Origin of the sequence: Edaphobacter sp. HDX4, assembly GCF_036877565.1 — a bacterium.
Lineage (GTDB): Bacteria > Acidobacteriota > Terriglobia > Terriglobales > Acidobacteriaceae > Edaphobacter.
Genome location: NZ_JAEDXW010000008.1, coordinates 132,948 through 147,679, shown reverse-complemented (window position 1 = coordinate 147,679; position 14,732 = coordinate 132,948). Strand labels below are relative to the sequence as shown.

General features: G+C 58.2%; 16 protein-coding genes and 1 tRNA gene. 8 read left to right on the top strand and 9 right to left on the bottom strand.

The window, feature by feature from the left end; translation table 11 throughout:
- Window positions 1-16: 16 nt before the first annotated feature.
- Together JAO29_RS10170 and JAO29_RS10165 are read right to left on the bottom strand one after the other, a co-directional pair.
- Complete coding sequence (locus tag JAO29_RS10170) at window positions 17-1,402, bottom strand: SpoIIE family protein phosphatase (RefSeq protein ID WP_334268097.1); 1,386 nt, start codon at window positions 1,400-1,402, stop codon at window positions 17-19.
- Window positions 1,403-1,762: 360 nt separating this feature from the next.
- The gene (locus JAO29_RS10165) at window positions 1,763-2,392 is read right to left on the bottom strand and encodes an alpha/beta hydrolase (RefSeq protein WP_334268096.1); all 630 of its coding nucleotides are present in this window, start codon (window positions 2,390-2,392) and stop codon (window positions 1,763-1,765) included.
- Window positions 2,393-2,678: 286 nt separating this feature from the next.
- On the opposite strand from JAO29_RS10165, the gene JAO29_RS10160 reads away from it, so the two are divergent.
- On the top strand, window positions 2,679-4,298 hold the full coding sequence (locus tag JAO29_RS10160; RefSeq protein ID WP_334268095.1) for an EAL domain-containing protein: 1,620 nt from the start codon (window positions 2,679-2,681) through the stop codon (window positions 4,296-4,298).
- 140 nt (window positions 4,299-4,438) lie between these two features.
- Here the strand turns inward: JAO29_RS10160 and JAO29_RS10155 are convergent, their stop codons facing one another.
- Window positions 4,439-5,044 (bottom strand): hypothetical protein, encoded by a 606-nt coding sequence (locus tag JAO29_RS10155; protein ID WP_334268094.1) that lies wholly within the window; start codon window positions 5,042-5,044, stop codon window positions 4,439-4,441.
- A 108-nt stretch (window positions 5,045-5,152) separates the two neighbouring features.
- On the opposite strand from JAO29_RS10155, the gene JAO29_RS10150 reads away from it, so the two are divergent.
- From JAO29_RS10150 to JAO29_RS10135, 4 genes are all read left to right on the top strand, one after another.
- On the top strand, window positions 5,153-5,278 hold the full coding sequence (locus JAO29_RS10150) for a hypothetical protein (RefSeq protein WP_334268093.1): 126 nt from the start codon (window positions 5,153-5,155) through the stop codon (window positions 5,276-5,278).
- Window positions 5,279-5,336: 58 nt separating this feature from the next.
- A complete protein-coding gene (locus JAO29_RS10145) occupies window positions 5,337-6,047 on the top strand; it encodes a hypothetical protein (RefSeq protein WP_334268092.1) in 711 nt (236 codons plus the stop codon).
- 150 nt (window positions 6,048-6,197) lie between these two features.
- On the top strand, window positions 6,198-7,826 hold the full coding sequence (locus tag JAO29_RS10140) for a sensor domain-containing phosphodiesterase (protein WP_334268091.1): 1,629 nt from the start codon (window positions 6,198-6,200) through the stop codon (window positions 7,824-7,826).
- Between the two features lie 293 nt (window positions 7,827-8,119).
- A complete protein-coding gene (locus JAO29_RS10135) occupies window positions 8,120-9,406 on the top strand; it encodes a glycoside hydrolase family 28 protein (RefSeq protein ID WP_334268090.1) in 1,287 nt (428 codons plus the stop codon).
- 145 nt (window positions 9,407-9,551) lie between these two features.
- Here the strand turns inward: JAO29_RS10135 and JAO29_RS10130 are convergent, their stop codons facing one another.
- The 3 genes from JAO29_RS10130 to JAO29_RS10120 form a co-directional block, all read right to left on the bottom strand.
- Entirely contained in the window at window positions 9,552-9,989 is a 438-nt protein-coding gene (locus tag JAO29_RS10130; protein ID WP_334268089.1) for a DUF3106 domain-containing protein, read from the bottom strand.
- Window positions 9,990-10,276: 287 nt separating this feature from the next.
- Window positions 10,277-10,789, bottom strand: a complete 513-nt coding sequence (locus tag JAO29_RS10125; protein ID WP_334268088.1) for a hypothetical protein — start codon at window positions 10,787-10,789, stop codon at window positions 10,277-10,279.
- Window positions 10,790-10,857: 68 nt separating this feature from the next.
- Window positions 10,858-11,511, bottom strand: coding sequence for an RNA polymerase sigma factor (locus tag JAO29_RS10120; protein ID WP_334268087.1), 654 nt, complete (start codon window positions 11,509-11,511; stop codon window positions 10,858-10,860).
- A gap of 290 nt (window positions 11,512-11,801) precedes the next feature.
- Here JAO29_RS10120 and JAO29_RS10115 point away from each other — a divergent pair.
- Window positions 11,802-11,876 (top strand) — tRNA-Val (locus JAO29_RS10115).
- 78 nt (window positions 11,877-11,954) lie between these two features.
- On the opposite strand, the gene JAO29_RS10110 is transcribed toward JAO29_RS10115, so the two are convergent.
- Together JAO29_RS10110 and JAO29_RS10105 are read right to left on the bottom strand one after the other, a co-directional pair.
- On the bottom strand, window positions 11,955-12,635 hold the full coding sequence (locus tag JAO29_RS10110) for a hypothetical protein (protein WP_334268086.1): 681 nt from the start codon (window positions 12,633-12,635) through the stop codon (window positions 11,955-11,957).
- Between the two features lie 291 nt (window positions 12,636-12,926).
- On the bottom strand, window positions 12,927-13,139 hold the full coding sequence (locus JAO29_RS10105) for a hypothetical protein (RefSeq protein WP_334268085.1): 213 nt from the start codon (window positions 13,137-13,139) through the stop codon (window positions 12,927-12,929).
- A 70-nt stretch (window positions 13,140-13,209) separates the two neighbouring features.
- Between JAO29_RS10105 and JAO29_RS23515 the strand changes: the two genes are divergently transcribed.
- Window positions 13,210-13,632, top strand: coding sequence for a DUF4118 domain-containing protein (locus tag JAO29_RS23515; RefSeq protein ID WP_442886357.1), 423 nt, complete (start codon window positions 13,210-13,212; stop codon window positions 13,630-13,632).
- Here the strand turns inward: JAO29_RS23515 and JAO29_RS10100 are convergent.
- The gene (locus JAO29_RS10100) at window positions 13,557-13,766 is read right to left on the bottom strand and encodes a hypothetical protein (protein ID WP_334268084.1); all 210 of its coding nucleotides are present in this window, start codon (window positions 13,764-13,766) and stop codon (window positions 13,557-13,559) included. The genes JAO29_RS23515 and JAO29_RS10100 overlap by 76 nt on opposite strands.
- Here JAO29_RS10100 and JAO29_RS10095 point away from each other — a divergent pair.
- Window positions 13,671-14,732, top strand: a complete 1,062-nt coding sequence (locus JAO29_RS10095) for an ATP-binding protein (protein WP_334268131.1) — start codon at window positions 13,671-13,673, stop codon at window positions 14,730-14,732. The genes JAO29_RS10100 and JAO29_RS10095 overlap by 96 nt on opposite strands.

Below are 14,732 nucleotides of genomic sequence, written 5' to 3'. Positions count from 1 at the left end.
GATCAACCGAATGATCTCAAGCTGAAATCCGCAGCACGAGCAGCGTCATGTCATCGTTCTGCGGCGCGCCAGCAGCAAAGGCGTCGGCCGCACGAAACAGATGTTGCAACAGCTCCGCAGCGTTGCCGTCTGCGTGGGCCTGCGCCTCGGCGATCATACGGTCTTCACCCCACTCGTCTTCTGCAGCGTTCATGGCTTCGCTGATGCCGTCAGTAAAGGCCAGTAGAATATCGCCGGGGATCAGGGGAAGCATCTGCTGCTTGTAGGCCGCACCGTCAAGCAGCCCGACGACGGGGCCGCCGTCTCCCAGGCGAAATACCTGCCAAGCGCCGTGCTCTTTGCGCAGCACCGCAGGAGGATTGTGTCCGCCATTGACGTAGTGCAAGGTGCGCGAGCCGCAGTCCAGTTCGGCGTAGAAGAACGTGGCATAGCGGTTGGAGTCGGACGCGTCGTAGAGCAGGCGGTTGACATTGGCCATCTTGGCTCCCAGATCGGTCCCAAGTCCGCCCGCGCCACTCAGCACTTGACCGCGCAGACTGGCATGAAGGCTTGCCATCAACAGCGCGGCGGAGACGCCCTTGCCACTGATGTCGCCAATCGCGATACCCAGGCGGTCGCAGCCTTGCGCATTTTTTGCTGCGATGAGCGAGCCATCACGGATCGAGATCAGGTCGTAGTAGTCGCCGCCGACCGTGTGGGCTGGTCTGCAGTGCGCGGCCATCTCTACGCCGGGAACGTCAGGAAACGTCTGCGGGAACAATCGCTCCTGCACCTCGCGGGCAATCTCCATTTCACGGTCCAGCTTGGCGCGTGAGAGGGCCTCCTCTGCCAGCGTGGGAATAAGCTTGTAGACGTTCACGAGTATGCCGGAGGGCAAAGCCTGTGAGCTACCCAGCGCAAAGCCGCGCGGCAGCGTCCCGCCCTCGAAGAAGCGTTTGCCCTTGCCCAGCGCAATCGGATTAACCAGCAGAACCAGCTCGTCCGCCAGCCCGTGCTCGAGAAGGGTGGCGATCAGCGAACCGCTGCCAGGCACCATCAGGTCCGGGCCGTTCCTGGCCTTAATGCGTCGAATGCTCTCCACGAGATCCGATCCAACCGTCTCAAACGGGCCCCACTCCAGACTCTCCGGCCTGTGGGTTACGACGTACTTCATCGATGCGTTCAGGCGGTCCGCCATCGGACTCTTCGGCGCTTTCGGCCAGTAACTCGCCAACGTGTCGTAGGTCCGGCGGCCAAGCAGCACGTCGCAGGTCTTGCCGTACATCTCGTTCACTACCTGTAACCCGGCAGGCGAGCGATACGGCGCGGTCCAGTCGCCGTATGGGAAATCGTCCTCCGGACCGCTGGTGGTTTGGATGATGCCATCCAGCGAGATATGTTCGATGATTTTGAGCTTGCGCATATTAATTCCTATAACTGATGGGTTTGAGCCTTCGTAAGGGATTACTTCGGCCCGAACGAACGGAGAACAAGAGGCGCGGACAACAGTTCGACGATCCTGTCGCCGACAAACGCGACAAGTGACAGATTGTGCAAATCGGATGCAGCGAACGCGAGACAGCAGATTCGACCAGCAACCAAAGTATCGTGATGCTTTGCAACAAACATACACGCCGTCTGATTTCCGGGCTGACGTACATCGTCAGCGGCTGTGCGTGGATGGACATCGTCGAAGTCTACAAGCGGCGGTCCGGTGATCTCTCTCCATAAATGCGCTTCCCGGAAGCAGTGTATTGCTGACGAGAAGCCGAACTTATCAGGACTAGGGAGGAAACGCCCACGCCACCATCAGGGCTAACTCTTCTCTCCAGAATGCGCCACCGTGCGACCCAGCTCGCTCCTGCATAACGACATCCGCACCCGCATTGTGCAGAGCGACCGCCCATCTTCTAGCGTTGTCGAGGAAGAAAGGTTCCTCCGTACCGGCGACAAGATACGTGCGTGGAAGTGGGAACGGCATAGTAGCGGGCGGCTTATAGCCGCCGCCGGGAGAAGCGCATAGGATCGCTCCGTAGACTTGCGGGTGCCGAAGCCCGAGAGCAAGAGCCGATTCTCCACCCGCCGAAGCACCAAAGATCGCGGTACGTTCCGCAGGCAGTGCTACGCCGAAGCGAGCCTTCGTCCATCGGCGTACGTCTTCGACGAAGAATGTTTCATGTGCAGCGAAGCGCTCTGGGTCAAAGCCCGGCGAGTAGTCATGAAGGCGCAGTCTCTCATCGTTCAGGCTATGGACGCCCACGATCATGGTTGACGGCACCATAGCGCTTTCAAGAGAACGGCCCCACCCGGCGATTCGTTGACCATCACCTGCAAACACGATGGCTTCAGGCGGCGTGAGCGGAATATACACGGTAACCTTTCGTCCGCCGTCAAACTCGGTTGTGTCGGTCATAAACTCTCCCGAATTGAGCAATCCAGCTCACGCCAGATGCATAACTACGATAAATGCGCTTCCCGGACGCAGTGTATTGCTGACGAGAAGCCGGCTTCTCGGTAACCAGCAGAATTGATGCGAGTTAAACCGTCAATGTTGATGATTCGCGTGTTCATCCCTTCGATGGACCCGTATCGCCCACGCTCTTTGCAATCGCTTGAGAGGTATGCTCTAGTCCCACTTTCGTGGTCGTGACCAGGCCGGATGGATGTTTTATAGTTGCGTTGTCAGTCTCAAGGTATCCATGTATATCAGCGGTGATCAGCTTCGCTCCGGACTACAAAACGGAGAATTTGTTCCATTTTTCCAGCCTGTCGTAATGCTTCGAACCGGCGAAGTTGCTGGGGTGGAGGTCCTGGCGCGGTGGCTTCATAGCACGCTAGGCGTTATTCCGCCCGGATTATTTATCGCAACGGCAGAGCAGGAAGGGCTGATCGGCGATCTCACCGCCATGGTGATCGACAAGGCGTTCACCGCCGCGAAGATGTTGCCCAGTCCGCAATGGCTGGCCATCAATATTTCGCCGCATCTTCTGCGCGATCTGACGCTTCCGGAGCGTATTCGGGGAGCTGCCGAAGCCACCGGCTTTCCCCTGGACCGGGTAGTCATCGAGATTACCGAGAGTGCGTTGCTGGACAACCTGGAGCATGCGCAGACGATCGCAACCGAGCTAAAGGCGCAAGGATGCCGGCTGGCGCTCGACGACTTCGGAACCGGTTACTCAAGCCTGCTTCATTTGCAGTCCCTTCCATTTGGCGAATTGAAAGTCGACCGCAGCTTCGTGGGGTCGATGATGGAACGGCGTGAAAGCCGGAAGATTGTGTCGGCAGTCGTAGGCCTGGGGCAGAGCCTGGGAATGGCCACCGTTGCTGAGGGTGTGGAGACCGAGGAGCAAGCCGAGATGCTGCTGTTGCTGGGGTGCGAGATGGCGCAGGGATGGCTTTTCGGACGGCCCGTACCGGCAGAAGAGATCAGTGCGGTAACGGCTGCGCATCCACCCAGAACACCCTCGCGATTCAGCTCCACCCTGTGGCGGGATATCTCCTATAACTCGCCTCCGGGCCAGCGACTCGCCCAATTGCAGGCCCTTTACGACGGTGCACCTGTAGGCCTAGCGTTTATAAGCCCTGAGTTGCGGTACATCAGCATCAATCAGCAACTAGCGAACATTGACGAGGCTCCGATTGAAGAGCACTATGGCCGCCTGATCAGCGAGATCCTTCCGGCCCTTTATCCGCAGATCGAACCACATCTTCGGCATGCGCTGGCGGGAGAATCTGCCATCAATGTGGAGGTAACGCGGCCGAGACTTGAGTGTCGGGATGAGGAAACCTTTCTCGTGTCCCACTTGCCCGCATTCGACGAAGCGGGCGAGGTCGTTGGTATCTCCGTGGCAGTGGTCGATATCACGTCCCGTAAGCGAGCCCAGGCGGCGCTGCGGGAGAGCGAGGATCACTACCGGCATATGGTGGAGTTGAACCCGCAGATTCCATGGGTGCTCGATGAAAAAGGGATGGCTACGATGATCAGCCCCCGTTGGCAGTGCTTGACGGGGATGCGCGAAGAGGAGTATCGCGGACGAGGCTTCATCAACGCACTCCATCCGGCTGACCGAAGTCGCGTGGAAGCAGCCATCGAGCATTCCGTTCACACCGGTGACCCGATCGATGTGGAATGCCGCGTCCGGACCTGCAGCGGAGGGTGGCGCTGGATCCGTTCACGGGGAGCTCCGCGACGTGACCTGACAGGAAAGATCATTGGCTGGTATGGCAGCGCAGACGATATCGACGACCAGAAGCGACTCGAGGAAGAATTGTGGAGGCGGGCAGGTGAAGGAATCGGCCTGTCCCCCAGAGTCCATTAGTCCCAGCCCTACGCACAATTCCAAGAAGTCAGCCTCCGGCGATCTGCGCATCGATTCCATAAACACGCTTCCCGCCAGGAGTGTATTGCTGACGAGAAGCCGAGTTGTGAGTATCGATCGGTTCTCGATGAGTCGGCGATCTATCGCTCACCGGGGTCCGGAGTTTCGCTGGTCGAACTGCGCTTGTCTTTATATTTAAGCTTTGAGGCTATCCATCGCGGACCGGCCAGAAGGAAATCCAGGGAGATGCGCGGCAGAGATCGCAGGTCATGCCGGACTGTGGTTTCGTCGATGCCTCCCAACATGGCGCCGTGGCGCATGGCGTACCAGGTGTAGGCTGCCGCGAGTGCCGCAAGGAAAAAAGAGACAAGAAGTCCCCCGCTCTGATGTGGGGTCTTTACGAGGTGATGTACTCCAAGCTGGGCAAGGGTCATCGTTCCGGGAAGAGCGATGCAGATGAGAAGCCCGGTAGCCCAGAGAGGCCTGGCGCGTCGCAAGTGCTGCGAGACCGCTCCGATCAATCCTCCGGCAAAGATGGCGTAAACGGCTTCGACGAGCATAGCCTTCGTAGCTTCTCCGCGTCCGGATTGAAGGTTCGTCACAAAGAAAGCCACGGCACGCACCGTGGCGGTGCATGCAGCTGCCTTCGAACTCCACGGAGGCACGATCGTTCGAAGAGGGCTTCGAATCATCTCGGGTAATGCCTGGGCGAGGGATTCCGGCGGAGCTGATGGGGCTGGTTGCATCGCAATGACATTCGATGCGGATCGAGGCTTGTTTGCTTGTCGAATGTCCAGATGTGCCGGACAGCCGGTGATTCGTTTTTGACATCGAAATACGAAAAGGGAGATGTGGTGAGATTTTTCGATGTGGTGGGACTTGTCGATGTGGTGGGATTTCTCTATACGGCCAAGCAGGTGGCTAGTGGCTTCCGGAAGGCGGACCACGAATGGAAGCATCGTGATCGGCTTACGTTCTAACGTACTGTGGCTTCTGATCTGTTGCTTTGCGACCTGTAGCCTGGCATCGGGGGAACCTGTGGCCGCTCACCGTAAGCAGGGCTCGAGTCACGGCTTTCTATTGCTGAAGTCTTCTGATGGCAAGGTCATAGCCGTGGGAGATCAGATCAGTATCACTCACGGCGACCAGGTGCGCTCCCGGCTGGTCTTCCACTTCAGAGACGGGTCTATCGATGATGAGACTACCGTCTTCAGGCAAGGCACTGTCCTTGCCTTAGTGAGCGACCATCATATCCAGCGCGGGCCGTCGTTCCCAGAACCTCTCGATATGACGGTGAACGTTGCGACCAAGCAGGTTACCTGGCATGAGATGAAGGACGGCAAAGACGAAGTCAAGAGCCAAGAGATGGATATTCCTCCAGACTTGGCGAATGGCATCATGTCACCCATCCTTGAGAACTTCCCAGTGAAGGCGACAGAGATGAAGGTGTCCTATATCGCAGGAGGCTCCAAGCCGCGCCTGGTGAAGCTAGCAATCAAGCGGAGTGAAGAGGACCGTTTTCATGTAGGAGGTACTAGCCGGCGGGCAGGTGCGTTCAACATTCATATCGAGATCGGGGGGGTCGCCGGTGCCGTTGCCCCTGTGATTGGTAAACAACCTTCGGATATCAAGGTCTGGGTCATGGATGGAGAAGTACCGACGTTCCTCAAGATGGTGGGCGCCCTCTATCAAAAAGGCCCCATATGGACGATGGTGCTTACGAGTCCGGTGTGGCCTCGCGGTTTGTGAAAGGGACCTCCGCAGTTGATGCCTCGACTGTCGCCAACAGGGAAAATGGACTCACTGAACCAGGTTCAATTCCGCCTTTGAGCTATTACCAGGGCGAGCAGATAACCCGAGGATGTTCTATAGTGGCGGTGCTGAACTGCAGGTTCTTCAATGTACATCAGCAATGAACAGCTTCGCGTTGGCCTACAGAACCAAGAGTTTGTTCCGTTCTTTCAGCCTGTAGTGACGCTTCGTACTGGCGAAGTTGCTGGTGTGGAGGTCCTGGGCCGATGGCTACACGGAACCTTAGGCATTGTGCCACCCAGCGCATTTATCGCTCAGGCAGAGCAGGAAGGGCTGATCGGCGATCTGACTGCAATGTTGATCGGCAGGGCGTTCACGGCCGGCAGAATGTTACCGAGTCCGCAGTGGCTTGCGTTCAATATCTCCCCGCATCTGCTGCGCGACCTGACACTTCCTAAGCGCATCCGAGAGGCCGCGGAAGCAACCGGTTTTCCCCTGAACCGGGTGGTGATCGAGATTACCGAGAGTGCGTTGTTAGAGAACCTGGAACATGCGCAGACAATCTCAGCGGAGCTAAAGGCAGAAGGATGCCGATTGGCGCTCGACGATTTCGGGACCGGGTACTCCAGCCTGCTTCATCTACAGTCCCTTCCCTTTGACGGGTTGAAGGTCGACCGCAGCTTTGTGGGGTCGATGACGGAACGGCGGGAGAGCCGGAAGATCGTCTCGGCAGTCGTAGGCCTGGGTCAGAGCCTGGGAATGAAGACCATTGCTGAGGGCGTGGAGACCGAGCAACGGGCAGAGATGCTGCTGTCGCTGGGGTGCGAGATGGCGCAGGGATGGCTTTTCGGAAGACCCGTTCCAGCAGAAAAGCTAAGCGAAGTAACTGCCGCGCAGCCACCTCGATCCCCGTCGCGGTCTACCTCCGGCTTATGGCGGGACATTTCCTATAATTCGCCTCCAGGCCAGCGGCTCGCCCAGTTGCAGGCGCTCTACGATGGTGCTCCTGCTGGTCTTGCGTTTCTGAGCCCTGACTTGCGGTACGTCAGCATCAACCAGCAACTAGCGAACATGCACGGCGCTACGATTCAAAGGCACCTGGGGCACACTGTCAGCGAGATGCTTCCGTCTCTTTATCCGCAGATCGAACCATATCTGCGGCGCGCGCTGGCTGGAGAATCTGCCACCAACGTGGTGGTCACGTGGCCGAAGCTCGAGGGGCGGGAGGAAGAAGCGTTTCTCCTGTCCTACGTGCCCGTATTCGACGAAGCCGGCGAGGTGCTTGGTATCTCCGTGGCAGTGACTGATATCACGGCCCGCAAGCGAGCTGAAGCGGCCCTGCGGGAGAGCGAGGATCACTACCGTCACATGGTGGAATTGAACCCGCAAATCCCTTGGGTGCTCGATGAAAAAGGGATGGCTATCATGATCAGCCCCCGCTGGCAGAAGATCACTGGGATGCGCGAAGAGGATTATCACGGTCGAGGATTCGTCAGCGCACTTCACCCGGCCGACCAGAAGCGCGTGGAGGAAGTGATCGAACATTCCGTGCGCACCGGTGACCTGATTGATGTGGAATGCCGCGTACGCTCCTCCAACGGAGAGTGGCGCTGGGTCCGTTCCCGGGGAGCTCCGCGGCGCGATGAGACAGGAAAGATCATCCGCTGGTATGGCAGCGCAGACGATATCGATGACCAGAAGAGACTTGAGGATGAACTGCGGAGGCGAGCATGTGAAGAGAGCGGCACATGCTCAGGAGCTGATCAGTCCCGGTAGGCATGGTTCAATGCGGTGACAGATGCGGCGGATAGATTAGCGATCCAGGCACCTTTGAACAGTCGTTCACGCGGAACAATCCATCACGCGTGGCGGTTGGACTACTACTCGCAAAGGCGCTTCTCGGAGATGAAAGATTGCTGACGAGAAGCCGCTTCCGAGTATTCATTGGCAGTCGAATGCAGAACCCTCGCAATCAGCATCCGCGGTGGACAACAAACCTTCCGAAGTCTGATCATCAGAGACGGGACCTGACGTCACTCGGGCCCAGACCCCGTTCCAAGGATCCGCTGATGTCTATTGAGCGCTACTCCCGCCGCCGCTTCAATTCCCTCGTCGCCTCGGCCCCTCTCTGGTCACTCGCCGCGAAAGTCTTCGCTGCTCCCACTCGCGAGCTCCTTATTACCAAGTGCGGTGCGATCGCCGACGACTCCACCGTCAACACGAAGGCTATCCAGGCTGCCATCGATCAGCTTGCCGCAAAGGGCGGAGGCACCGTTGTCGTCCCCAAGGGCGTCTTCGTTTCCGGGGCTCTCTTCTTCAAAACGAAGGTCCATCTTCGCCTCACGGAAGGCGCCGTCCTCAAGTGTTCCACCGACCTCTCGAACTTCCCCGCGCAGCGGACCCGTATCGAAGGCCACTTCATGGACAACTTCACTCCAGCCTTCATCAATGCGAAGAACTGCGACGGATTCCAGCTCACCGGCGATGGCACTCTCGACGGTGCCGGCATGCCCATCTGGGAGCTCTTCTGGAAGAATCGAGCCCAAAACAAAGGTTTTGCAAACACCGGCATGCCGCGCGCCCGGCTCGCGCTCATCGAAGGCTCGAAGGACGTCAAGATCGAAGGGATTACCTTCAAGGATTCGCAGTTCTGGAACTGCCACCTCTATAAAAACGACGGCGTTCTTGTGCACAACGTCCACTTCCAGGTGCCCGACGACTATAGGCAGGCTCCCAGCACTGACGGCATCGACATCGACAGCTCCCGCAACGTCACTGTCGATGGCTGCGTCTTCTCTGTCACGGACGACTGCATTGCCTGCAAAGGTTCCAAGGGCCCCCGCGCCATGGAGGACAAGGATAGCCCGGCTGTCGAGCACATCCGCGTTCGCAACTGCACCTTCAAGCGCGGCGGCGGCGTTCTCACCTGCGGCAGCGAGGCCACCATTGTCCGCGACGTCATCGCAGAAGACTGCAAGATTACTGGCGGCGTCCGCATCGCCACCCTTAAGCTGCGCCCCGATACCCCCCAGCATTACGAGGACATCACCTTCCGCAACATCACATCCGAAGGCCCCTCCAGCGGCATCATCAACATGGCACCGTGGTCGCAGTATTTCGATCTCCAGGGCATGGAGCCGCCCAAATCCATCGTCAAGAACCTGAACATCGTCGGCATCAAGGGCACGTTCACCTCCTTCGGCACCATCAAGCCCAACCCCGGCCAGACCGAAATCAGCGACGTCCTGTTGAAGGATTTCAACGTCACCATCAAGAACGACAAGCTCAATACCTCCGGCGTCACTAACCTCAGGCTCGAAAACGTGATCGTCAACGGAAAGCCCTACTCGGTCTAAGCCCATCCAATGCTGGCGTGACGCAATAGGAGACATACGATATCGGAGCCGGGGCCGCACAGGGCGGTCCGGCTCTCGCGCAAGGGTTACAGCGATAGAGCGATGGCATCCCTGGAAGACAATGATGTCTGCTGCAGGGGCGGAGCTATCTGTCCGGCGAGCCCTGCGAGTTGGGCAGGATCACGTGGTAAGGCTCGATGGAGAGGAGTCCTGAGAGCGCGCCGAGTTCCTGGTCGTTGAACTGGCTGCGGTACTGATCGGAGTTGAGCAGGGCCTGGCGCTGCGGTTCCGGCATTTCGCGAAGCTCGCGGAAGGCTTGAGCGACCTGGTGCTTGCGATCGGGGGGGAGTCCGCGGAACTGCCCCATGGCATCGCGAACCTGCTGCCGCTGAGAAGGGCTGAGCTGTGCGATGGCCTCGTTGCGCTCGAGCCAGCGGCGTCGTCGCTCGGGGCTCATGTTGTTGAGCTGCGAGAGGCGCTGCTGCATTCGCTGCTGGGTCTCGGCGGGCAGGTCGTGGAAGCCGGGCTCGCGCTCGAGAGCCTTCTGCTGCTGCTCGGGAGTGAGATTGCTGTGGCGGTTCATCCATTGGAGGAGGTGTTCCTGATTTTTTCCTGGATGATTTGGGCCAGGGAAGCCGGGATGTTTCATTGCGCGAGGCGGCTGGGGGGAGCTCTGGCCAGGCGCGGATTGCCGTGCGGCGGCAGGAAGACAGAGAACAGACAGCAACAGAGCCGTCAGCGCTGAAGCACCGGCATGGCGGGATGTGACAGACAAGGGCATAAACCGTAAGGGATTCGTGCAAGGAACTTCTGATTCGTTAAGAAGCTTACTTCTTCGGGCTCCTCTCAGAGTAGATTATGCTTTCTTGCTTAGCTGATCGGAGACCCAGAGGCATCGTCAGGCGAGTTTTCATCCTGAAGGAGCTGGTCCATCGTCTGCAGGGCCTGGTCGTTATTATCGAGCACCTGAAGGTCCGTGACGATTGCCGAAGCAGGGGCCTTGTCTAACTGGTTGAGGTGAACATTGGCGAGGTCGGCGAAGGCTCCGCCGCCGATGAGCAGGGCAAGAGCGAAAGCCCCGGCAAGAGCAGGACGGAACTGGCGGCCCGTATTGAAGAGCAGCCGGGAGCGCATGCGCTCAAACCAGCCAACCGGAGGTTTGGACTGCTCTTCGCGGAGCAGGACGGCGAGCTTCTGGTCGAAGTAGGGGGAGGGATCGGGAGCCTCCCAGGTATCGAGCAAGGACATCGTCGCCTGCAGCGCCTGAAGCTCCTGACGGCATTCGGCGCAGGAGTCTACGTGGGCCTGAGCGTCGGCAATGGATGGCGCAGTGGGATCGAGCAGAAGATCTGGAAGCGCGGATTGGCAGTCACGGCAGTTCATGAGATTCTCTCCAGTTTCTCTTATCGAGCTACACCGGCAAAGGCGGTGTAATAAAGGTCCCCAAGGGACTAAATAAAACCTTTCAGCTTTCCACGCAAGGTCTGATAGGCCCGGAAGAGCAGCGACTTGGTGGCGGACTCACTAAGCTTGAGCACATCGCCGATCTGCTTGTAGTCCATGCCCTCGTATTTGTGCATGAGGACGGCCATGCGCTGGCGTTCGGGCAGGGCAAGGACGTGTTCGCGGATGGCCTGCATCCGCTCGCGGCGGAGGATGCTGGCTTCGGCTCCGGGAGTGGAATCGGCGACGTCGGGGGTGGTTCCAGTCTCGGCGTCGACCTGGTCGAGATATATGGTCGAGGCGTTGCGTTCGTGCCGGGTATCGCGAGCGTGATTGACCCCGAGGTTGGTGGCGATACGGTAGAGCCAGGTGCTGAAGCGGGCCTCGGCGCGGTAGGTCTCCCGGGAACGATAGACGCGAAGAAAGACCTCCTGTGCGAGCTCTTCAGCGATGGCCTGGTTGTGAACCATGCGGAACATGAAGTGAATGATGGGCTTGCGATACTTCTGAATAAGGTAGTCGAAGCCGGCCATATTTCCGGCGCGGAGCTCAAGCATGATGGCGGCATCGTCCATATTGGCGAATTCGCCGGGACGACGCTGTTGTTGCTCAGCTGTCCGGAGGTCCTCAAGGAGCGTCGGGCTGACTGCGAGCGTGGCCATATCCTTAGTAACCCCATCTCCGCTGTCAGGTTGCGCTTGATCGTGCTTTTGCGACACATCTCTGGCAGGAGTGGAGTCCGGAGACCGAGGATTTTCATTTGCGGGGCCGGACTGGGGAGGAGAAGGCATGCTAAAGCAATTGTGCTGATTGTATCCTTTGCGCGGGAGGCCTGTGACGGCCACTTAGTGGCCGTTGCTGAGTGACTTAGATGAGAGTTTCGGGTTGCAGCTGCGAGATGCTATTCTTTGAGGCAGATCCTCGGCGCTGGATTGACGGCCTGGAGGGATCAGGGCGCATAACTCAGCGGTAGAGTGCCACCTTCACACGGTGGAAGTCGTAGGTTCGAATCCTGCTGCGCCCACCATAGAAATCAATAACTTAGCGACACCGGCGTTAGTGGTTTCATGCCAAACTCAACCGGCTGGCATCAACTGCGCCGGTTCTACCGGCTCAAACCTACCCTGCCTTCCGCTCTGTTGCCGTCGACGTGAGCATCGCGTAGACCGTTCCTACCATCTGCTGCACACTCTCCGGAAGCTCCTGCATGTACTCGTTCGCTGTGGTGTCTGCTCGTGAGTGACGCAAGTGTGATTGAACGTCCTTCACCGAAACCCAGCTTTTGTGCCCGGGTAGCGATCGTCCGCCGGAGCACCTGGAAGTTCAGCTTGGGAAGTTCCCACGCCTCCCGAAGGGGCTTCAAAACTCGATACCGGAAGTTGGCCGGGTCCAGGAACCCGCCGTCCGCGTTCGGGAACATCGGCGCGTCCGGGGACGGATCTGGGCATTCCAGCTTCCACTGCCTGAGCTCGCCGGCAAGTCCATCGGGTAGATGGACCTTCGTCATGCTCCCTGGGGTCTTTCCGAAGGGACGAATCTTCCTTCGGTAGATCGTTTCGGTAATCGACAACGTATTCACGTCGTCGAAGGACTTCCAGCGAAAAGCGAAGAGCTCGCTGGGCCGGAGCGCATCGGTCATGTCCAGCATCAGCAGAATGCGATCCCGCCGAGTGGCTGCTTTCAAGACCGCTCGCAACTGCTCCCACGTCAAGATCTGGTTGTCTTCGGCCGGAGATTTTTCGGAATCTTCAGCGTTCAGGTCGGGTCCTTGACGAGGAACTCTCATTCGATTGCTTCGTCGAAGATGGACTTGAGATAAGAGCGCGCCTGGCAGTAGGTTTTTGCCAGATGATTCACATGCGTTTGCAGCTCGAATTTGTCGATCGACTCGATTGGATCCGCGCCGAACTTTGAGATCAAATCAAGCTCGATTTGAGCTTTCTTCTCTTTCGCCGTTTCAGGTCGCCAGTCCCCCTTCGCGTAGCGGGAAATAGCGGTTGGGAACAAACCAATCGAGAGCGACAGGTCCGTCTTTCAGAATCTGGCATCTGCGATCTTGCCTGTTCACTTGGCGATCTCATCTCGCGGCGCGTTCCCCCGCGAGCTTCGTCATCTGCGATTTAAGGCCGAGTCGAATGGGAACGATTCTAACTCGGACGTCCCCGGTTGTAGGGTGAATGACCTGCCTGCGGTAGTAGCCGTACCATCGCTTTCCGCGCAGCACGATCCATCCAGATGGAAATCTGGGTTGAGTCGTCCGGGATGTGGCGCTACGGTAATGTGCAGTCATGGGTGCCTCCTGATTAGGTGCCCTGGTCAGCGTCATATCGGTGTTACAAGCACCGGCCTTGGGGTATGGAATGAACGTGCCAGTTACTGATGCTCGCGATTCGATAGTGCATCGGTCAGCGTCATGGCCACGCCTAACGCATCTCCAACGCGACGGGCTTGCCTTCGTTTCCGTGGGGATCGCGTTTTCGGCCGCGCTCCTCCTTAATGGTTTCGAATTCCACGACAGCGGCATTCCACTGCTTCTCTTTGCGATCGCCGTAAGTTCCTGGTATGGAGGAGCAGGACCTGCGGTGCTGGCGCTGGTCCTGTCGTCGCTAAGCTTCGATTATTTTTTCACGGAACCCCTCCACAGTTTCTCCATCCAATCCAGGATGTCCCCTACTTCATCATTCTTGCCTCATTCGCTTCGCTCGTTTCATGGTTCAGCACGATCCGACGCCGCGTCGAGCGAGATCTTCTCCAGACTCGCGACAAGCTCAAGGTTGAAGTAGAGGAGAGATCCAGCCTGCTCGACCTGACGCACGACTCGATCTTCGTCGGCGACACGAACTTCATCATTACGTACTGGAACCGAGGCGCTGAAAAATTCTACAGTTGGAAACAGAGCGAAGCCATTGGCAGGCATTCCGACGAACTCCTGCGTACCATCTTCCCGAAGCCAATCGAGGAAATCCGGGCGGAGCTGCTGGTGAAGGACTGCTGGGAAGGTGAACTCACGCGCACGAAAGCCGATGGCGTACAGGTCATCGTGGCGAGCCGGTGGTCTCTGCGGCGCGATTCACAGGGCACCCCGATTGCGATCCTCGAAACCAGCAACGACATCAGCGGGCGAAAGCGTTGGGAGGAACAGATTCAAGCTCTCAACAAGGAGCTTGCAAATCGCTCGCTCGCGCTTGAGGCCAGCAACAAGGAGCTAGAAGCCTTCGCCTATTCTATCTCGCACGATCTCCGCGCGCCTCTGCGCCACATGTCGGGTTTCGCGGAGCTACTGCGCAAGAGTGCGGCCACATCTCTCGATGAAAAAGGCAAACGCTACATATCGATGATTATGGAAGCGAGCAACCGTATGGGCTGCCTCATCGACGACCTGCTCGCGTTTTCGCGAATCGGCCGCGCTGAGGCACATAAGTCCGTCGTCAACCTGGAGCAACTCGTTCATGAGGCCGTTGCCGAGGTCCGCCAGGACGTGACGCAGCGCAAGATCGTTTGGAAGCTAAATTCGTTTCCCGATTGTTACGGGGATCGTTCGATGTTGCGGCTGGCTTTGATCAACTTGATTTCCAACGCCGCAAAATTCACCCGCACGCGTCCGCAGGCGGAAGTCGAAATCGGATGCACTGACCAGGGCAAGGAGGAACTGGTGGTCTTTGTTCGAGACAACGGCGTGGGATTCGACATGAGATACTCTGACAAGCTGTTCGGCGTTTTCCAGCGACTTCACCCGCAGGAGGCCTTCGAAGGCACCGGTATCGGATTGGCCACGGTTCAACGCGTCGTACACCGCCATGGCGGCCGCGTCTGGGCGGAAGGCAAAGTGGATGGCGGCGCCACCTTCTACTTCTCTCTTTGCAAGAGCACGGGAGTGAACTGA